This window comes from Sphingobium sp. B1D7B, from assembly GCF_025961965.1.
Taxonomy (GTDB): domain Bacteria; phylum Pseudomonadota; class Alphaproteobacteria; order Sphingomonadales; family Sphingomonadaceae; genus Sphingobium.
The window spans coordinates 333,981-353,459 of sequence record NZ_JAOQOR010000001.1; the positions used below are offsets into that span (position 1 = coordinate 333,981).

The following is a 19,479-nucleotide window of genomic DNA, read 5'->3' on the forward strand; positions in this document are numbered from 1 at the left end:
CCGATCAGGCCGCGACGCGCTGGCTGGTCTCGATCGTCCAGGCGCGGGCGAGGCGCTGGGCCTCGGCGATTTCCCGCGCGGTCATTTCCTCGGCGATTTCAGCGCGGCAGGTCTGTGCCTCGCGGCTGCCTGCCTGCGCAGCCAGATTGAACCAGCGATGCGCTTCCACAAGATCGACGGACAGGCCGCCGGTGCCGCAACTATAGGCCACGCCAAGATCGAAACAGGCCTGTGCATTGCCGAGCGCGGCGCGCGTGCGGCTTTCGATCAGGACCCTGGCATTGTTCATGCTTGTACCCACGAATTCCCCCCAAACACAGGTTCGCGATACCGCAACCAAGCACGCCAGCTCTTGCGAAATGGTTAACGGGGCAGAAGGGATGTTAGCGCCCGGATTTGCTCGGGCATGTCTTCAGGGGTGGATGGGGATATTGTCGATCAGGCGCGTGCTGCCGATCCGCGCCGCCACCAGCAGGCGCGCGGGCCGGTCCAGCCGGGTCATCGGCTCCAGCGTGTCAGCATCGCTAAGCAGGAAATAATCGACCGAATCGAAGCCCGAATCGAGCAGATAGCGGATCGCCCAGGCCTGCACGGCGGCGACATCCTCGCCGGCGCTGATGCCTTCCCCTGCGCCCACCAGCGTCTCCGGCAAGGCGGCCGCGCGCGCGCGCTGGTCGGCAGTGAGATAGGCGTTGCGGGACGAGAGGGCGAGGCCGTCATGGTCACGCTGCGTCTCCACGCCGACGATCTCCACCCCCAGGTCAAGATCGCGCGTCATCCGCCGGATGATGGCAAGCTGCTGATAATCCTTCTCGCCAAAACAGGCGATGTCCGGCCGGACCTGATTGAAGAGCTTGGTGACGACCGTCGCCACACCCTCGAAATGGCCGGGCCGCCATTCGCCATCCAGCCGGGCGGACAGGCCATCGACATTCACATGGCTGGTGAAGCCGGCAGGGTACATGGTCGCAACGTCCGGCAGCCACAGGGCGGCAACGCCCGCCTGCGCCAGCATCGCGGCATCGTTCTCCTCGCGGCGGGGATAGGCCGACAGATCTTCATTGGGGCCGAACTGGGTGGGATTGACGAAGATCGACGCGACGACATGGCTCGCCCGACGCCGCGCTTCCGCGATCAGCGCCATGTGCCCGGCGTGTAGTGCCCCCATGGTGGGGACGAAGGCAATGCGGCCCGCATCCGCCCGCAACGAGGCGAGACCGGTTCTGAGCGAGGGAAGGTCACGGAAGATTTGCACGCGGCACGAGGCTCCGATAAGGCCGGCGGAGAAGGTCGGGGCTGGCTTCGCTTGTCCTGACCGGACGGTCAAGAGGCCGTAACCACCCAGAAAGAGTTTCGACCCAGCCCATGTCCAGCGCCGCGCCGCATCTCATCGTCTTTGCCAATGAAAAGGGTGGCACAGGCAAGTCCACCACCTGCGTCCACACCGCCGTCGCGCTGGCTGCGCAAGATGTGTCCGTGGCCCTGATCGACCTCGATCACCGGCAGCGCACCTCTGCTCGCTACCTTGAGAATCGCGAGGCGACCGCGCGCCGTCGTGAGGTGGACCTGCCCTCCCCCAGTTACGCCGTCTATGATGGCGACAGCACGGCGGGCCTGAACGAGGCCATCGCCAAGGCCGCCAGCCAGGCGCAGGTCGTCATCATCGACACGCCCGGCCGCGATGATCCGATGGCGCGTTATGCCGCGGCGGCGGCGAACACGCTCGTCACGCCGATGAACGACAGCTTTGTCGATTTCGACCTCATCGGGCAGGTCGATCCGGAGAATTTCAAGGTCAAGCGGCTGAGCTTCTACTCGGAGCTGATGTGGGAAACTCGCAAGACCCGCGCGAAGGCCGACGGCGCCTCGATCGACTGGGTGGTGCTGCGTAACCGCCTGCATCACATGGAAGCGCGCAACCAGAAGCGCGTCGGCGATGCGCTCTCGGAACTCGCCCGCCGCGTGGGCTTCCGCGTCATTCCCGGCCTGTCCGAGCGCGTGATCTTCCGCGAACTCTTCCCCTCGGGCCTGACGTTGCTCGATCGCGGCCATCTCGGTGAGCTGGGCGTCAGCCATCTGGCCGCCCGGCAGGAACTGCGCGAGATGATCGCCGGCCTTGCGCTGCCGATGCTCGGCGGGGCGCCCCAGAAAAAGAGCGCCGCCTGAGGGATGTTGCTGCTCGCTATCGCTCTGGGCGGGCTGGGCCTCTGGTTCTGGTACCGCCTCCGCAAGAGCGGGCGCAAGGTGCCGGCGGCGTGGCTGGGTATCGCCGGCACGCTGATCGGCACGATCATGATGACCAAGGGCATGGCGGTGACAGGCGCGCTGGTCGCGACCGTCTCCGGCCTGTGGCTGCGCTTTGGGGACAGTCTGGCAGGCGGGCGCGCGCCCTCCCCCGCTCCGCTGAGCGCGCGCGATCTCAGCCGCGCGGAAGCGGCCGACCTGCTTGGCGTGTCGATCAATGCCAGCCGCGACGAGATCATCGCCGCGCATCGCAAGCTCATCGCCAGAAATCATCCGGACGCCGGCGGATCGCCCGGCCTCGCCGCGCGGATCAATGCTGCGCGTGATACGTTGCTAAAATCGCAAGAAACATAAGCTAGCCGGTTCGCTTTCCTTCGACCTTCTCCGGGACTTTCCATGACGCATCAATTCCATCCGACCACGCTGCGCGAATATGACATTCGCGGCATCATCGACGAAACGCTGGGCGAGGCGGATGCCTATGCCATCGGCCGGGGCTTCGGCACGCGTGTCGCGCGGCTCGGCGGACGGGCCGTCGCGGTCGGCTATGACGGGCGCCTCTCCTCGCCGATGCTGGAGGAGGCCCTGGTGCGCGGCCTCAATGACAGCGGCATTCACGCGGTCCGCATCGGCCTCGGCCCGACGCCGATGCTCTATTATGCCGAGGCGGTGCTGGATGTGGACGGTGGCATCCAGATCACCGGCAGCCACAACCCGGCCAATTACAACGGCTTCAAGATGGTGCTCCAGAAAGGCCCCTTCTTCGGCAAGGACATCCAGAGTCTGGGCACGATGGCGGCGGCCGGCGATTGGGTCGACGGCAGCGCCGGCAGCGAGCAGGTCGACATTCTCGACCGCTATGTCGCTCGCTTGATGGAAGGCTTCGACGGCCAAGCCTACAAGATTGGCTGGGATGCCGGCAACGGCGCCGCCGGCCCGGTGATCGACCGGCTGGTGAAGCTGCTGCCCGGCGAGCACCACACGCTGTTCACCGATGTCGACGGCGATTTCCCGAATCACCACCCGGACCCCACCGAGGAGAAGAACCTTGTCGACCTGCGAGCGCTGGTCGCGGAGAAGGGCCTCGATTTCGGCCTCGCCTTCGATGGCGATGGTGACCGGATCGGCGCCATCGATGGCGAAGGGCGTATCATCTGGGGCGACCAGCTTCTTGCCATCCTCGCCGAGCCGGTGCTCACCGCTGAACCGGGCGCCACGATCATCGCCGATGTGAAGGCCAGCCAGGCGCTGTTCGACCGGGTGGCGGAACTGGGCGGTAAGCCGCTGATGTGGAAAACCGGCCACAGCCTCGTCAAATCCAAGATGAAGGAGACGGGTAGCCCGCTCGCTGGCGAGATGAGCGGCCACATCTTCTTCAAGCACGAATATTATGGCTTCGACGACGCCCTGTACGCGGCCGTTCGCCTGATTCGCGCTGCCAGCACGCTGGGGCGCAGTGTAACGCAGCTGCGCGGCGCCATGCCGGCCATGGTCAACACACCGGAGCTGCGTTTCCAAGTCGATGAGAGCCGCAAATTCGCCGTGATCGAGGAAGTGCTGCGCCGACTCGCCGAATCCGGTGCGACGATCGATTCCACGGATGGCGCGCGCGTCACCACGCCGGACGGCTGGTGGCTGCTGCGTGCATCCAACACACAGGATGTTCTGGTCGCCCGCGCCGAGGCACGCGACGCCGACGCGCTGGACCGCCTGCTGGCGCAAGTCGATGAACAGCTTGCACTTTCTGGCCTGGAGCGTGGTCCGGCCGCTGGGCATTAACGTCAACCAGATGCGTAGACTGAAGAGATCGATTGCAAATTGTGCAATCAACACTCTTCATTTCGCAATTGCAGGAAATTCGTATGTAACGCATACAGTTCCTGCCTTTCAGGCATCCTCTCCTAAAACTTCCAGGCCGTCCTTCGGGGCGGCCTTTTTTTTGGCTTACCGCCCGCCATCCGTCACCCAGTGAGGCGCGCCGAACCGGCTGCGCGGCCAGCCGCGAAACTCAGGCGGCGCCCATGCGTTTAATGGGTTTGGAAAATAGGAGAGAAACATGGGCAGCCTCTGGAGCCTCATGACCGTTGTCGGGCCAGTCCTGTTTGCCGCGGTGCTGGTCTACGCAATCTGGCGCAACAAGCGCGATACCAAGCCGGGCGACGAAGCGCGGAGCGACCGCGCCGCAAAGGACCTGCGCGACAGTCTCGACCGAGAAGACAAGCGCCGGGATGGTAAGGAGCCCTATTCCACCCGGGCTTGAGTAAGCATGGCGGGGCATCCACATTGAAGGCATGGCCCCGCGCGCGTACATGACACCATCCCTGCCGCCCCTCATCACGGGATGGTTCGACCGGCGGGGCTGGTCCGTCCGTCGCCATCAGCAGGCGATGCTGGAGGCAGCGCAAGCGGGGCGCCATGCTCTGCTCGTCGCGCCCACAGGAGCCGGCAAAACGCTCGCCGGCTTCCTGCCCACGCTGGCCGACCTCGCGGAGGCGCCGACAGAAGGCCTGCACAGCCTCTATATCTCCCCGCTCAAGGCGCTGGCCGTGGATGTGCAGCGTAATTTGCTCACCCCCGTCAGCGAGATGGGCCTGCCCATCCGCATCGAGACGCGCAGCGGCGATACGCCGTCCGATCGCAAGGCCCGGCAGCGGGCCAAGCCGCCCCACATCCTGCTCACGACGCCCGAATCGCTCTCCCTGCTGCTGACCTACCCCGATGCGGACCTGATCTTCGCGTCCCTCAAAACCGTCATCATCGATGAGATCCATGCCTTTGCGAGCGGCAAGCGCGGCGATCTGCTGGCCCTGTCCCTCGCCCGCCTGCAGAGCATCGCACCTGACCTCCGCCGCGTCGGCCTATCGGCAACCGTGGGCGACCCCGATGCCTATCGACGGTGGCTGGCGCCCGCCGGCGCGCAGGAAGAAGTGGCGCTGGTCGAAGGCGAGCCGGGCGCCGCGCCGGACCTAACTATTCTCATGCCGCAGGGCCGCGTGCCCTGGTCCGGCCACAGCGGCAAATATGCGGCGGGGCAGGTGATCGACATCATCCGCCAGCACCGGATGACGCTGGTGTTCTGCAACACGCGCGGTCTCGCCGAACTCATCTTTCAGGAATTGTGGGCGGAGAATGAGGATACCCTGCCCATCGGCATCCACCATGGCAGCCTCTCCCGCGAGGCGCGCCGCAAGGTGGAGGCCGCGATGGCGGCCGGCAAGCTGCGCGGCCTTGTCGCCACCGCCAGTCTCGATCTGGGCATCGACTGGGGCGACATCGACTGCGTGATCCAGATGGGCGCGCCGAAGGGCAGCTCGCGCCTGCTCCAGCGCATCGGCCGCGCCAATCACCGGATGGATGAGCCGAGCAAGGCGATCGTCATCCCAGGCAATCGCTTCGAGTATCTGGAGGCACAGGCCGCCTGGGACGCCGTGATGAGCGGCGAGCGCGACGCCGACGATTTCCGCCCCGGCGCGCGCGATGTGCTGGCCCAGCACATCATGGGGCTGGCCTGCGCCGGCCCGCTCGATCCTGCGGCGTTACTTGCCGAAATCCGCACCGCCACGCCTTATGATTGGCTGGACGCGGCCCAGCTTGAGGACATTCTCCAGTTCGTCTCCACCGGTGGCTATGCGCTGCGTGCCTATGACCGGTTCCAGCGCCTTGTCCGCACGCCCGAAGGCCTCTGGCGCATTGCCCATCCCCGCCTTGCCCAGCAGCATCGGCTGAACGCCGGCATCATCGTCGACCAGCCGGCGCTCGATGTGCGCTTCAGCAACGGCCGCAAGCTCGGGACGGTGGAGGAGAGTTTTGCCGCGACGCTCAGCCCGGGCGATCGCTTCTTCTTCTCCGGCCTCTCACTGGAGCTGGTCCGCCAGACCGAGGCCGAGCTGTTCGTCAAGGCGACATCCCAGCAGGCCCGCATTCCAAGCTGGGGCGGCACGCGCATGGCGATGTCGACGCATCTGGCCGGCCGCGTGCGCGCTTTCCTGGCCGATCCGACGCAATGGAACCGCTTCCCGCCCGACGTTCATGAATGGCTGGCGATGCAGGCGGTCCGCTCCGTCCTGCCGCAGCCCGAGCAGTTGCTGGTCGAGACCTTCCCGCATGAAGGGCTGCACCACATGGTGGTCTACAGCTTCGAGGGGTGGAACGCGCATCAGTCGCTTGGCATGCTGCTCACCCGCCGCATGGAAGAGCGCGGCCTCAAGCCCGTCGGCTTCGTCTCCAACGATTATGCGCTGGCCGTCTACGGCCTGGAGCCCGTGACCGACCCCCGCCCGCTCTTTTCCGCCGACATTCTGGACCGTGAGTTCATCGCCTGGGTCGAGGAAAGCAGCCTGCTCAAGCGGGCCTTTCGCGACGTGGCGGTGATCTCCGGCCTTATCGAACGCCAGCAGCCGGGCGCGCGCAAGACCGGGCGGCAGGTCAGCTTCTCGACCGACCTCATCTATGACGTGCTGCGCCGCTACGAGCCGGAGCATCTGCTGCTCAAGGCCGCCTGGGCCGATGCCCGCGCGCGCATGACCGATGTGGGGCGCCTGGGTGAGCTGATCGACCGGGCCAGCGCCACCATGCTGCACAAGCCGCTCGACCGGGTGAGCCCGCTGGCCGTGCCGGTGCTGATCATGATCGGGCGCGAGCATGTGGCCGGTCCGCAGACGGACGACAGCCTGCTCGCGGAGGCCGAATCGCTCGCCCGCATTGCCATGACGCCCGACGCGCCGGCCGGCTAGCACCCGCCCGCCCCGGATCGCTTTGGCGAGACCGCAAATCGTGATAAGCTGCGCGTCTTGGGAGACCTTGGGGATGGTTTTCGGCTCGACGCTTCGGCTGACCCTGGCAAAGGCTGTGATCACGGCCGCTGCGGCGTTGACCGGGCCGTTCGGCATCGCCAGCCAGATCCCGAGCGCAAACGAGCATTTCGTCATCGCGCCGCGTGGTCCTGAGATACCGGTCGATCCCAGCACCTTCGACCTCAACGAGCCGGTCATGCCTATCGGCGGCGATCCGGGACTGCGCATGACCATGCCGGTGCGGATCGGCGAGCGTGGCCCTTATCCGTTCATGATCGACACCGGCTCCCAGCGCACCATCATCGCCACGGAGTTGGCCACGCGGCTGATGCTGCCGCCGCTCCAGCCGGTCGAGATCATCAGCATGGCCGGGCGCGTCACGGTCTCATCCGTTCAATTGAGCGATCTGCGCTTTGGCGATCATGCGGTCAGTTCGCTCGCTGCGCTCACTATCGCTCGCGCGGACATGGGCAGCCTGGGGATCATCGGACTGGATAGCCTCGCGGACAAACGCCTGATCCTGGATTTCAACCAGCGCCGTATGGAAGTCAGCCGCAGCCGCCGCTCATCCGCCGTGCGTGACGAGAAGGACGCCATCGTGGTGCGCGCGCGCAGCCGCTATGGCCAGTTGATCCTGATGAACTCGCGGGTGGATGGGCGTAAGGTAGACGTGATCCTCGACACCGGCGCCGAGCAGAGCGTGGGCAACATGGCGCTGTTCCGCAGCCTCAAGGCCAAGCGGCTGGTGGTGCCGCCAACGCCGACCGTGCTGACCAGCGTCACCGGCGTCGACGTGCCGGCCCAGTTCGCCGTCGTCCGCCAACTCACCATCGGCGACGCGACGCTCGACAATGTGCCGATGCTGTTCCTGGATGCCGCGCCCTTTACCGAGCTTGGCCTGGGCGAGCGGCCAGCCATGCTGCTCGGCATGGGGATGCTGCGCCTGTTCGACCGGATCGCGATCGATTTCGGCCAGCGGCATGTCGATTTCCACCTCGCCGGCGGCGATGCCCGGCAACGTGGCAGGCTAGATTTCGCCGATACCGGTGCAGCGGACGCAAGCGGGCGCTGAGCCTCCCTCATCCGCGCCTCCGGCAAGCGGTTGCCCGCAGGCCGGGCACAGCGCGGCCGGGACGACCCGCTCGCCATGGGTGATCCCGACGCGCTCATCGAACAGGAAGCAGGCGCCGTCCCACAGGCTCGCGGCCTCCTCGACTTCCGCGAGATAGGCAAGGATGCCACCCTTGAGGTGATAGACCTCCTCAAAGCCCTGCGCGCGGGCATAAGCCGTCGACTTCTCGCAGCGTATGCCGCCGGTGCAATACATGGCGATCCGGGGCTTGCGGCCTTCCGCGCGCCATTGCGCCGCCTGCGCATCGAACCAGTCCGGGAAGTCGCCGAAGCTGGCCGTCATGGGATCGACCGCGCCGGCGAACCGCCCCAGCGCCACCTCATAATCATTGCGGGTGTCGATGAGGATCGTGTCCGGATCGCTGATCAGAGCGTTCCACTGCGCCGGCGGCACATGCGTGCCCGCGCCCTGCGCCGCATCGACACCGGGCCGGCCCATGGTCACGATCTCGCGCTTCACCTTCACTTTCCAGCGCGCGAACGGATGCCGCTCCGTGCTGTGCAGCCGCGGCGCCAAGGGCGCGAAGCCCGGCTCGGCGCGCAGGCGCGCGAACAGGCGCTCCACCGCATCGGCCGATCCCGCGATAGTGCCGTTCATGCCCTCCTGCGCGAGAATGATGGAGCCGGAGAGGTCCAGTGTGGCGCCCAGCGCGCGCAGTTCGGTCGCCAGTGCCTCCGGGTCGGGCAAGGGCGCGAAGCGGTAGAAGGCGGCGACGGTCAGCAGGGATGCGGGTTCGTGCGACATGGGCGCGCGCCTACACCAGCCGAGCGGGGAGAGCCAGAGCCTGCGGGCCATCGCAAAAGTTCCACTTTTGTTCAACTGCCCGATTGCGCCCTGCCCGCTGCGACGGCATAGCAGGGCCATGAGGTCGTCCCCACTCATCGATCATCCCATGCCGCGGGCGGCAGGCTGTGGCCCGGCCTTCAGCTTTGCCGGCCAAAGCTGGCAGGCTTTGCCGCAGGGCGCCCTGTTCTGGCAGGAGCGGGCCGCGCTGATCGTCGCCGATCTTCATTTCGAGAAGGCCAGTGCCTTCGCCCGGCGCGGCCAGATGCTGCCGCCTTATGACAGCCGCGCCACGCTGGACGCGCTGGCGGGCGTGATTGCCCTCACCCAGCCACGCGAGATCTGGTGTCTGGGGGACAGCTTCCACGATGGCGGCGCGCATGAGCGGATGAGCGGCGAGACGCGCGCGCGGATCGCGCAGCTGACGGCCACCTATCGCTGGACCTGGATCACCGGCAATCACGATCCCCTCGGCGCCTCGGGCGTTGATTCGCCCCTGGGGGGTGAAAATCGGGCAGAAGCGCTCATCGATGGCGTCATATTGCGCCATGAAGCCATGCCCGGAGAGGTGCGACCGGAAATTTCCGGACATTTTCATCCCAAGTTGCGGATGAGCCTGCGCGGGCGACATATCTCGCGGCGCTGCTTCGTGAAGGGCGGCAGCAAGATCATCGTACCCGCCTTCGGGGCGTTCACCGGCGGCCTTGACGCAGCGTCACCGGCAATCGCCTCTCTTGTCGGCCGGAACAGCGAAGCGCTTATCGCGCTGGAGGATCGGCTGCTGCGTTTCGCTCTTTGGCGATAAGCGGCCTGCGCCGACTGTAACCCTTATGCAACAAACCGTTGAATCCCGGAAATGAGGGAGTTGCGCCCCATGGCTATTGGCATATGCTCTCGAATAACCGGCACAAATGCCGGACCGGACAAACGTGCAGGAGAGCGAATGATGCCCAAGCCATCCCTCATTGCGTCTGCCAGTGTTGCCGCACTGCTATGCGCCCTTGCCACCCCCGCCTTTGCTCAGGACGCCAGCGATGCGACCGCGCAGAGCGGCGATGAGAGCAATATGGGCGAAATCATCGTCACCGCTACGCGGCGCGCCAGCCCGCTCTCGGATGTGCCGATCGCCGTCTCGGCGGTGACCGCCCAATCGCTGCAGAACAGCGGCGCGAACGATATTCGCCAGCTCAACCAGCTCGCCCCTTCGCTGCTCGTCTCCTCCACCGGATCGGAAGCCAATGGCGCCGCGCGCATCCGTGGTGTCGGCACGGTGGGCGACAATCCGGGTCTGGAAAGTTCCGTCGCGGTGTTCATCGACGGCGTCTATCGCTCCCGCACGGGCGCGGGCTTGACCGATCTCGGCGAGATCGAGCGCGTCGAAGTGCTGCGCGGCCCGCAAGGCACGCTGTTCGGGCGCAATGCCTCGGCCGGTCTGCTCAACATCGTCAGCAAGGCGCCGGAATTTCAGTGGGGCGGCAGCGCTGAAGCCAGCTTCGGCAATTATGAAGCTTGGCGGCTCGCCGGCCGGATCACCGGCCCGCTCAGTGAGACCATCGCCGCCAGCATCGACGGCGTCTATTCGCGGCGCGACGGGTTCCTCAATATCGTGGACGGCTCGGGCGCCAAGATCGGCGACACCAATGACCGCAACCGCTATTTCCTGCGCGGGCAATTGCTCTTGGAGCCCTCGGATGCGCTCTCCGTCCGCCTGATCGGCGACTATACCAACCGCGACGAAAGCTGCTGCGGCGCCGTCTATATCGACACCGGCGAGGAAGTGGGCAGCTCGCCTACCAATTACACGCAGAACGCCACCAACCGCATCGTCACGATCCTGAGCGCGCTCGGCACGCGCTTCCCCAATGGCCCCACGCCCTATGCCCAGAATCCCTATCAGCGGAACATCAGCATCACGCCGGGCCGGGACTATGTGAGCAAGCTGGAGGATTGGGGCCTCTCGGGCGAGATCAATTATGATTTCGGCAATGCCAAGCTGACCAGCATCACCGCCTATCGCGACTACAAGTCATCCGACTATGGCGATTATGATTATTCCACCGCCGACCTGCTCTATCGTGACCCAGGCACCTTCCGCCAGTTCCGCACCTTCACGCAGGAATTGCGCCTGCAGGGCTCGGCGCTGGGCGGCATGCTCGACTGGCTGGTGGGCGGCTATTACGCCAATGAGAAACTGACCCTGCGCGACAATATCCGCTTCGGCGCTGATTATGGCCGCTTCGCTGCCTGCCGCCTGATGGCCGGCACCGGCGCCGCCAGCAACCTCTCCCCCGCCCAGCTCAGCCTGTGCGCCGCGCCGATTGACGGCAACGCGCTCACGCCAGACGTGGGCAACCTGATCAGCGCAACGCAAGCCAGTCTGAATGCTGGCCTCTATGCCTCCATCTACGCCCGGGCGATCAGCCAGGGGGCCTCGCCGACGGTGGCCAATGCGACGGCAACAGCGCAGGCGGGCGCGATTTCGGGCGGCCTCGGTACCGGCCTTACCGCGCTGGCGACCATCCCCAACGGGGGCGGCGATACCGACAGCCGCTATTATCAGCGCAGCGAGAACTGGGCGCTGTTCACCCACAACATCATCCACCTGACCGATGCGCTCGATCTGACCCTGGGCGTTCGCTACACGCGCGAGACCAAGCGCTTCTCGGGCGATCTCAACAATAACAATGCGACCTGCGCCGCCTTGCAGGCCTCCGCCCTGCCCGGCATCGCGACCAATCCGGCGCTCGGCTCGGCCGCGCAGCTGGCCGGCGGCATCCTGACGCTCGGCTGCCTGGGCAATGCCAGCACCGGCCTCAACGCGCTCGACCTGCAGGACCGGCAAACCGAGGGCAAATTCTCCGGCACGGCTGTCCTGTCCTACAAGGTCGGCGGCGGCCTGATGGTCTATGGCGGCTATTCGCGGGGCTATAAGGCGGGCGGTTACAATCTGGACCGGTTCGAGTTGGGCAATACCGGGGTCGGCACCGGCATCGCGCCGATCACCTACTTCTCGCCGCGCAGCAATGCCGATGCGGCGAGCCTCGCCTTCGGCGCGGAGACGGTCGACGCTTACGAGATCGGCCTCAAATATGCGCGCCGCGAATGGGGCTTCAACCTCGCCGCCTTCCGGCAGGCGTTCAGCAACTTCCAGCTCAACACCTTCAACGGCACCAGCTTCGTCGTCCAGAACATCAATGGCTGCGATGGCGCCAAGGCCGCGAACGGCACCTGTGCCGAGACCAAGCCCGGCCTCATCAGCCAGGGCGTCGAAATCGAGGCCTATGTCCAGCCAGTCCGCTCGCTGCGGGCCACGGCAGGCGTGACCTATACTCGCGCCAAGTTCGCCGACCAGCTTGTCGGCAATGCGGATGGCTCGGTGCCGCTCGACCCTGCGCTGTTCCTGCTCGAAGGGCAGGATAACAGCAACGCGCCGCGCTGGGTGGCGACCAGCAGCATTGCCTGGACACCGGAGCTGGGCGGCGGCTTCAGCGGCCTCGTCTATGTCGATAACCGGATCACCGGCGACTATAACACCGGCTCGGACCTCTATCCGGAAAAGGCGCAGGACGGCTACATCGTCACCAATGCCCGCATCGGCCTGCGCGGCCCTGGGCAGGCCTGGGCCATCGAGCTGTGGGCGCAGAACCTGTTCGACAGCGACTATAGCCAGGTCGCCTTCAACAGCCCGCTGCAAAGCTCCAGCCCCAATCACCAGTCGCGCGCGCAACTGGGTCGGTTCGGCGCCATGTCGAACCAGCTCTTCTCGGCCTATCTCGCCGAGCCGCGCACTTATGGCATCACGGTGCGCAGCCGCTTCTGAGCGGGCATAGCCAGGACGACGGAAGGGCGCGGTGCGAGCCGCGCCCTTCGACGTTTTTCACAGATCAAGAACGCGGTCGCTCAGGCGGTATAGCGATGCAGGCTACGCCCTTCAGCGCGCAGCCAGGCGCGGGCCGCATCCGGACAGACCGGCGAAATCGCGCGCACCAGCGCATGGAATTCCGGGCCGTGGTGCATATGCTCGAGATGCGCCACCTCGTGCGCCACGGTGGCCAGCCGCACATGCGCCGGCGCCAGAATCAGCCGCCAACTGTAGCGGATGTTACCATCCACCGAGCAACTGCCCCAACGCGCGCGGGGATCGCCGATCGCCACCTGCCGCAACGGCAGGCCGTGCCGCGTGGCGAGTGCCTGCGTTTCGGTCGTTAGTGCCGTTCGCGCCTGCGCCTTGAGCCAGCGCAGCGCTCGTGCGCCGGCCAGATCGGCAGGTCCGCCCACCAGTAGCTCGCCCTGCTCGGCCAGCACATGCCGGGTACGCGCGCCGGTCGCGACGATGCGCAGCGGCGTCCCTTCGAAGGGCACAAGCGCGCCATCGGCCAGCGTCACGAGCCCGCCATTGCGACCCCGCTGCCCCTCGATCCACTCCCCTTGCGCCCGGACCCAGTCCAAGGCGCGCGGCAGGGAGGCACGCGGGGGAATAGTCAGCAGGGCCCGGTCACCCAGCTCATCGAACCGCAGCTTCATCCGCCGCGCCCGCCCATGGCGCATCACGACGACAGACAGCGCCGCCCCGTCCGCCAGCGTGAGCCTGTGCTCAGAGCGCGCGGTCGACAATGTGATTTTCCAGATCGCCCGCGATCGTCTCGGAGATCGTCCAGCCGCGAATGCTCTGGCCGGCACGATGCACCGCCTCGCGATCCCCGCAGATCAGATAATGCCAGTCCGGCAGGGGCTCGTCATGGGCACGCAGGCGATAGGCGCAGGTCTGCGGGAGCCATTCGATCTCCTGCAGATTGGCCCGGCTCAGCCGCAGGCAATCGGGCACGAACGCGCGGCGTTGGCGGTAATTGCTACACTGGGCGGTATCCCGATCCAGCAGTCGGCAGGCGACATTGGTCGGGTAGATGCGTCCGGTGTCGGCATCCTCCACCTTGTGCAAACAGCATTTGCCGCAACCGTCGCACAGCGCCTCCCACTGCGCGCGGTCAAGCGTTTCGAGAGGCTGCTCCCAGAAGCTCATCGGACATAGTGGACGAGGAAATCGCGCACGCCCTTAGCCACCGTTTCATCCGCCGAAGCCAGTTCCTCGACCGGCACGAGCGCGATGGGCTTGCCATCCGGCCCGAACAGGAAGGGCGTGCGGGTGTGGTTGACGAGATAATCCTGCTTGGCGGCCTGATCGCCCTCCTTGCTGGCGACCACCACGAAGTCCGTCTTCACCTTCTCGATCTGCTCGGGCGTGCCCGTGAGGCCGATGAGCCGGGGATGGAAATGCGCGACATAGCCTTTCACCACATCGACGGTGTCACGCTCGGGATCGACGGTGATGAAGATCGGCTGGATCTTGGCCGCAACCTCGGGATGGTCCTTCTCCAGCATCCGGTAGCCGAGCATGATCCGGTTGAGGTCCAGCGGGCACACATCCGGGCAGAAGGTGTAGCCGAAATAGACGAGGCGATATTTGCCCTGGAAATCCGCCCAGCGCACGCTCTTGCCATTCTGGTCGGTCAGCGTGAAATCGCCGCCGATCCGGGCGCCGACGAGATTGCCCTCGGCAGGAAGCGACTCACTGCCGCCGGCCTGGTTGCCGCCGCTCTGGCCCTGGCAGGCGGCCAGCGCCAAGCCGATGGAAAGCGCGAGGATTTTTTTGCAGGCTTTATTCATGACAGGGCCAGCCATGCCCTGCTATTGGAGCCAAGGCAACTGCTTGAGACGAACGCAAGGCGAAGGGGGTACAGGGTGAAGATCGATCGGCGCAGGGGAATGTTGGTCCGCATGGGCAGCCCACTGGCGCTCGCGCTGGCGCCGCTGATCGGCGCGGTGACGGCACAGCCCGCCATGGCGCAATTCTCCGACAGCTACCGCTTCCTCGAGGCGGTGCGCAAAGGCGATACCGCCAAGATTGCCGAAGTGCTCGAAACCCCCGGCGTCACCCCGATCAACACCAAGGATCGCACCAGCGGCGAGACCGCATTGCTGATCGTGGTCGGCCAGCGCAGCGTGATGATGACCAATTATCTGCTCTCCAAGGGCGCGCGCGCGGACCTGACCGACAATAACGGCCGCACGCCCCTGATGCTCGCCGTGGAACGCCGCTTCGTGGAAGGCGCGCAGCTGCTGCTCGCCCACAAGGCCGATCCCAACCAGACCAACAGCAGCGGCGAAACCCCGCTGATCCGCGCGGTGCAGATGCGCGACATGGAGATGGTGCGGCTGCTCGTCACCAACGGTGCCGACCCGTTGCGCCGCGATCGCCTCGCCGGCATGTCGGCGCTTGATTACGCAAAGGCCGGCGCGCCGATGAGCGGCCTGATCGATCTGCTCAACAGCGCGGAAAAGCCCAAGGTCAGCGGCGCCGTGCAAGGCCCGCGCCTCTAGGCCACCCCTGACGCTCACAAGCCAGACTGCCTGGCCCGGCCCGCATTGCAAGCGGGACCGGATCGACAGGCGGTGGGGATATTACGCCATATCGGATGCTTCACCGCACGGCTTGGGCCGCGCGACCCGGCCGGGCGCATCCCGTCCGCAGATCAAGTGCTATTGCATCCATTTCGGATCGGCGAGACCTTCCTCCCAAGTCCAAATTTGTTACTTGATGGTTAACGGAACGATAATTTGAGCAGCATCCGTCATGATCCAAATCATGACGAACTGTTCCAGATTAGAATGATCATCAACGGGGGACGAAATCGATGAACTGGTCTGTATTCGACGAATATGGCTGCCGAAAATATTTGAATCGATCCGAAATGAGCTGCTTCCTCGATAGTGCAAAGACTGCCCCGCCTTCCGTCCATGCCTTCTGCCGCTTGCTCGCCGAAACCGGATGCCGCATTTCGGAGGCGCTCTGCCTGACCCTTGGGCGGATCGACCCCGCCGCCTGTGTCGTCATCTTCGAAAGCCTCAAGAAGCGGAAGAGAGGCATTTTCCGCCGCGTGCCGATCTCGTCTGGGCTGGTGCGCCTGCTCACCGATATTGCCGGCAATGATCGCGCCGCCCCCCTCTGGCGCTGGTCCCGCACCACCGCCTGGCGCCACGTCCACGAGCATATGGACCGGACGCATATCAAAGGCCCGCAAGCCTGCCCGCGCGGCCTGCGCCATGGCTTTGCCGTCGCCGCGCTCGGGGCGGGCGCGCCGCTTAATCTCGTGCAGTCATGGCTCGGCCACGCCAATATCGAAACCACGAGCATCTATGCGGTAGCGGTCGGCCCCGAGGAGCGCGAGATCGTCGAGCGAATCTGGAGCCGCATCCGCGCCGGCGACCTGGCGCAGCGCCGCGTCCCATCCGCCAACCACCGCAATGCCGGATCGGCAGCAGCCCGGCGCAATGCCAGCCCTGCCGCAACCGAGCATTATTTCTTCTGAACACCACAATCTTAGCCCCTCCTCTTCAGAGGAGGGGTTGGGGTGGTGCGGCAACCGCCCCGCCATGCACCTTGCGCGCGATGCATCCCCCCCTCAGGACGGACTCTTGATCCGCCCCAGGCTCGTCTCCTCAAGGGCGAGGCGGGAGATGACGTCCTTGATCAGCGCCGCACAATCGGCCGGTACGCAATAGCCGCGCCGATAGAAGGAGACGATCGGGTCCGGCATATTCTTGTTGCGAAACGCCTTGCGGAGCTCGGACACGAACACCTTGATCGAGCTTTCCGCAAATCCCAGGCTCGCCCGCAGTTCGTGCGGCGCGTGGAACACATCGGGATTGGCCATCAGCCACATGAGCAGGCGCACGGCGCTGGGGCTGCGCAGGTTCATATGCGCCTGCAGCATCCGCAGGATTTGCGTGTCGCCCTGACGCGCGGAACGGCGGGCATCGCCTTCTACCGTCCGGCTGTCGATCAGGTCGCTCGCAGAAGCGTGCTCCATCTTCTCGATGGCTTCCGCCAGGGCCCGCGACCAGATCAGCCGCGCATAGGCCGATTCCATCGTTCCCAGCCGCCGCACCATCAGCGCGATTCCGGCGGCCGATCGCGGTACGGCCGCCCCCACGCTCTCGAAGTCACTATCGAATATGGTCATAACCCTGCCCCCAGCATGAAGCGCGAGGCCGCTCCATTCGTCTCCCCGGTTTCCAACTCTTCGCGGGTCATGCCCCCCCGGCCGCGAAGTCGGTCCACATACGGCGATAAGCGTCTTCCAACTCGCGCGTGTATCGATCGATGTCGCCGGCCGGCGATGCGGCGAAGCGCGTGCGCAGGCTGCGCTTTTCCTCCAGCAGCGCGGCGCGATCCGAGGCAAGGCGGACGGCGATCTCCACGAACGCCTCCTCGTCCTGCGCCACCCATTCGGGCCGGCCGATGGCGCTCATCAGCCCCGCGCCCATACGCTGCACGAAGCTCTCGCCGGCCAGCGTGATGACGGGCGTGCCCATCCACAGCGCCTGACAGCTGGTCGTGCCGCCATTATAGGGGAAGCAATCCAGCGCGATGTCGATGTCGGCATATTCCGCCATCATCTCATCGAGGCTCGATGGTCCCCGGAACTCCAGCCGGTCGGCGGCAACGCCGGCGTCCACGAACAGATCGCCGAAGCGGTTCACCGCCACCGAATCCAGGAAGCTCGGCCCCTTGAGCACCAGCCGCGATCCCGGTGTGGCGACGATCGCCTTGGCCCAGAGGCGGATGGTGTATGGCGTCAGCTTGGAGACGTTGTTGAACGACCCGAAGGTGAGCGGGCGCTCCAGATGCGTCTTGCCATAATCGGGGAATGGAAACTCCCGCTCGGGCGCGTAGCAGAACACGAAGCCCGGCACATGCTCGAGCCGCTCGGTGTAGAGATGGGCATGGTCGCTCGGTGAGGTCACCGGATCGCTGATCAGCCAGTCCATATTGGGAATGCCCGTGGTCGAGGGATAGCCCAGGAACATCGCCTGCACCGGCGCCGCCCGGCGGCCGAACAGCGGCGCGCGATTGCGCCCGGTGTGGCCAATGAGGTCGATCAGCACGTCGATGCCGTCATCCTCGATCATCTGCGCCAGGCGCGTGTTGCTGATGCTCGCCGCATCGCGCCAGCGATCGACATGGCCGCGCGCCCGGCGGGTCATGTCGTCGGTGAGCGGGCTCAGCGAATAGACCGTGATCTCGAAGGCGTCCCGGTCATGCCGCGCCAGCACCGGCCGCATGAACAGGCTGACCGGATGCTCGCCATGCATGTCGCCCGTCACATAGCCGACCCGCAGGCGGCGACTGCGCTTCCCGGCATCGGCAGCACCCGCCCCGGTCGAGCGATCATTGGCGAAGGACGCTACCTCCCTCGCACCCTCGGCCAGCGGCGCGAACAGCCTCTGATGGAAGTCGCGGGTCTCCTCCGCCGTCATCGTCTCGCTGTAGAGCGCCGCCATCGCCGCCGAGCCGCGGAAGGCGGACTCCGGCCCTTCCTCCTCGCCCAGCTCGGTATAGATATCGCGCGCGGTGTCGACATCGCCGCGCTTGCCGGCAATCGAGCCGCGCATCGCCCGCAGGTCAGGCGCGTCGTCGCCGGCAAGCTCATCGACGCGGTCAAAGCAGGCCTCGGCCTCCTCGGTGCGCATCCCCTCGATGAGCACCTTACCGAGGTTGAAGTGGCCCCTCCAGTTCTCGGGATCCTTCTCGATCCGCGCGCGCAGCACCGCATCGCACCTGTCGTACTGATTGTGCTTCATCAGCGTGCCGGCAAATCTGATCTCATCGTCTTCGTCGAGGTCCACCGCCTCCAGCTGAGCGAACAGCGGCTCAGCCTGCTCGGTCGCGCCCATCTGCATGAGCGCATCGGCCAGATCGATCCGCGCGGCGTGGAAATCGCTCGCTGCCGTCAGCGCGTGGCGGAAGCCCTTGACGGCGCGGTGCCACTCGCCCCGCTCTGCCCGGCCCAGCCCCATGCGGTGGTGGATGTCGGCATGATCGTCCGGCCCCGCGCAATCCAGCGCCTTGAGCCAGGCCAGCACCGCCTCATCCTCCCGCCCGACCTGTTCGAGCGCGCGCGCGACGCTCAGATGCGCGCCATAGCGCGAGGGCGCCGCCTCGGCGGCCCGACGATAGAAGTCGAGTGCTTCCTCCAACGTGCCATGATGGCGGCAGACATTGCCCGCCTCCAGCCACGCTGTGAAGTTGTTGGGGTCGCGACGCAGCACGTCGCTGAACAGCCGCCGCGCCTCCTCATATTCGCCCTGCCGCACGGCGCAGCGGGCGAGCTGGATGGTGGCGGGCACGACGGCCGGGCCATCCTCCCGCTCCAGCGCCAGCGCCTGCTCGAAGGCGGCCTGAGCCTTCTCCCATTTGCTCTTGTCGTAGAGCACATTGCCATAGTTGAACCAGACCGCCGCCGGTGCCTCCGGGCTCTCGATCGCCCGGCCATATTGCACCAGCGCCTCGTCATCACGGCCCAGCTTGCGCAGCACCTGGCCATGGTTGCCGAGCAACACCGGATCGTCCGGCTGCTCGGCAAGCAGGTCTTCATAAAGCTCGGCCGCCCTGGCCCAGTCGCCACGCGACTGGGCCTTGACCGCCTGCTCCGGATCGGGTCGCTGCCCCTGGAACATGGACCTGCG

General features: G+C 66.0%; 18 protein-coding genes. 10 read left to right on the forward strand and 8 right to left on the reverse strand.

What is annotated here, in order from left to right; all coding sequences use genetic code 11:
* Window positions 1–4 precede the first annotated feature (4 nt).
* Window positions 5–301, reverse strand: a complete 297-nt coding sequence (locus M2336_RS01600; RefSeq protein ID WP_264571930.1) for a hypothetical protein — start codon at window positions 299–301, stop codon at window positions 5–7.
* Window positions 302–412: 111 nt separating this feature from the next.
* Window positions 413–1,255, reverse strand: coding sequence for a pantoate--beta-alanine ligase (gene panC / locus M2336_RS01605; protein WP_264573720.1), 843 nt, complete (start codon window positions 1,253–1,255; stop codon window positions 413–415).
* Between the two features lie 110 nt (window positions 1,256–1,365).
* Between panC and M2336_RS01610 the strand changes: the two genes are divergently transcribed.
* From M2336_RS01610 to M2336_RS01635, 6 genes are all read left to right on the forward strand, one after another.
* Window positions 1,366–2,166, forward strand: coding sequence for a division plane positioning ATPase MipZ (locus M2336_RS01610; RefSeq protein ID WP_181558565.1), 801 nt, complete (start codon window positions 1,366–1,368; stop codon window positions 2,164–2,166).
* Window positions 2,167–2,169: 3 nt separating this feature from the next.
* The gene (locus M2336_RS01615; RefSeq protein ID WP_264573721.1) at window positions 2,170–2,598 is read left to right on the forward strand and encodes a molecular chaperone DnaJ; all 429 of its coding nucleotides are present in this window, start codon (window positions 2,170–2,172) and stop codon (window positions 2,596–2,598) included.
* 42 nt (window positions 2,599–2,640) lie between these two features.
* Window positions 2,641–4,023 (forward strand): phosphoglucomutase/phosphomannomutase PgmG, encoded by a 1,383-nt coding sequence (pgmG, locus tag M2336_RS01620; protein WP_264573722.1) that lies wholly within the window; start codon window positions 2,641–2,643, stop codon window positions 4,021–4,023.
* A 277-nt stretch (window positions 4,024–4,300) separates the two neighbouring features.
* Entirely contained in the window at window positions 4,301–4,504 is a 204-nt protein-coding gene (locus M2336_RS01625; RefSeq protein WP_264571926.1) for a hypothetical protein, read from the forward strand.
* Window positions 4,505–4,553: 49 nt separating this feature from the next.
* Window positions 4,554–6,977: a ligase-associated DNA damage response DEXH box helicase gene (locus M2336_RS01630; RefSeq protein ID WP_264574929.1), complete on the forward strand. Its 2,424-nt coding sequence runs from the start codon at window positions 4,554–4,556 to the stop codon at window positions 6,975–6,977.
* 73 nt (window positions 6,978–7,050) lie between these two features.
* Entirely contained in the window at window positions 7,051–8,109 is a 1,059-nt protein-coding gene (locus tag M2336_RS01635) for a retroviral-like aspartic protease family protein (RefSeq protein WP_264573723.1), read from the forward strand.
* Here M2336_RS01635 and M2336_RS01640 read toward each other — a convergent pair.
* Window positions 8,065–8,913 carry a rhodanese-related sulfurtransferase gene (locus M2336_RS01640; protein WP_264573724.1) on the reverse strand — a complete coding sequence of 283 codons (849 nt, stop codon included), beginning with the start codon at window positions 8,911–8,913 and terminating at the stop codon, window positions 8,065–8,067. The two genes, M2336_RS01635 and M2336_RS01640, sit on opposite strands and share 45 nt — an antisense overlap.
* A gap of 118 nt (window positions 8,914–9,031) precedes the next feature.
* Here M2336_RS01640 and pdeM point away from each other — a divergent pair, with 118 nt between their 5' ends.
* Window positions 9,032–9,757, forward strand: coding sequence for a ligase-associated DNA damage response endonuclease PdeM (gene pdeM, locus M2336_RS01645; protein WP_413715948.1), 726 nt, complete (start codon window positions 9,032–9,034; stop codon window positions 9,755–9,757).
* A 138-nt stretch (window positions 9,758–9,895) separates the two neighbouring features.
* Window positions 9,896–12,772: a TonB-dependent receptor gene (locus tag M2336_RS01650; RefSeq protein ID WP_264573725.1), complete on the forward strand. Its 2,877-nt coding sequence runs from the start codon at window positions 9,896–9,898 to the stop codon at window positions 12,770–12,772.
* Between the two features lie 80 nt (window positions 12,773–12,852).
* Here M2336_RS01650 and M2336_RS01655 read toward each other — a convergent pair whose 3' ends face one another.
* Genes M2336_RS01655 through M2336_RS01665 form a run of 3 tightly spaced genes read right to left on the reverse strand, consistent with a single transcriptional unit; the run spans window position 12,853 to window position 14,616 of the window.
* Complete coding sequence (locus M2336_RS01655; RefSeq protein ID WP_264573726.1) at window positions 12,853–13,566, reverse strand: M48 family metallopeptidase; 714 nt, start codon at window positions 13,564–13,566, stop codon at window positions 12,853–12,855.
* On the reverse strand, window positions 13,547–13,972 hold the full coding sequence (locus M2336_RS01660) for a YcgN family cysteine cluster protein (protein ID WP_264571920.1): 426 nt from the start codon (window positions 13,970–13,972) through the stop codon (window positions 13,547–13,549). Before M2336_RS01660 ends, M2336_RS01655 begins: the two co-directional genes overlap by 20 nt.
* Complete coding sequence (locus M2336_RS01665; protein ID WP_413715949.1) at window positions 13,969–14,616, reverse strand: SCO family protein; 648 nt, start codon at window positions 14,614–14,616, stop codon at window positions 13,969–13,971. Before M2336_RS01665 ends, M2336_RS01660 begins: the two co-directional genes overlap by 4 nt.
* 75 nt (window positions 14,617–14,691) lie before the next feature.
* On the opposite strand from M2336_RS01665, the gene M2336_RS01670 reads away from it, so the two are divergent.
* Window positions 14,692–15,330 carry an ankyrin repeat domain-containing protein gene (locus tag M2336_RS01670; RefSeq protein WP_264588588.1) on the forward strand — a complete coding sequence of 213 codons (639 nt, stop codon included), beginning with the start codon at window positions 14,692–14,694 and terminating at the stop codon, window positions 15,328–15,330.
* Between the two features lie 314 nt (window positions 15,331–15,644).
* Window positions 15,645–16,319 carry a tyrosine-type recombinase/integrase gene (locus M2336_RS01675; protein WP_264573728.1) on the forward strand — a complete coding sequence of 225 codons (675 nt, stop codon included), beginning with the start codon at window positions 15,645–15,647 and terminating at the stop codon, window positions 16,317–16,319.
* Window positions 16,320–16,412: 93 nt separating this feature from the next.
* Here the strand turns inward: M2336_RS01675 and M2336_RS01680 are convergent, their stop codons facing one another.
* Complete coding sequence (locus M2336_RS01680; RefSeq protein ID WP_264571916.1) at window positions 16,413–16,973, reverse strand: helix-turn-helix domain-containing protein; 561 nt, start codon at window positions 16,971–16,973, stop codon at window positions 16,413–16,415.
* Window positions 16,974–17,040: 67 nt separating this feature from the next.
* Window positions 17,041–19,470, reverse strand: a complete 2,430-nt coding sequence (locus tag M2336_RS01685; protein ID WP_264573729.1) for a tetratricopeptide repeat protein — start codon at window positions 19,468–19,470, stop codon at window positions 17,041–17,043.
* Window positions 19,471–19,479: the final 9 nt, after the last annotated feature.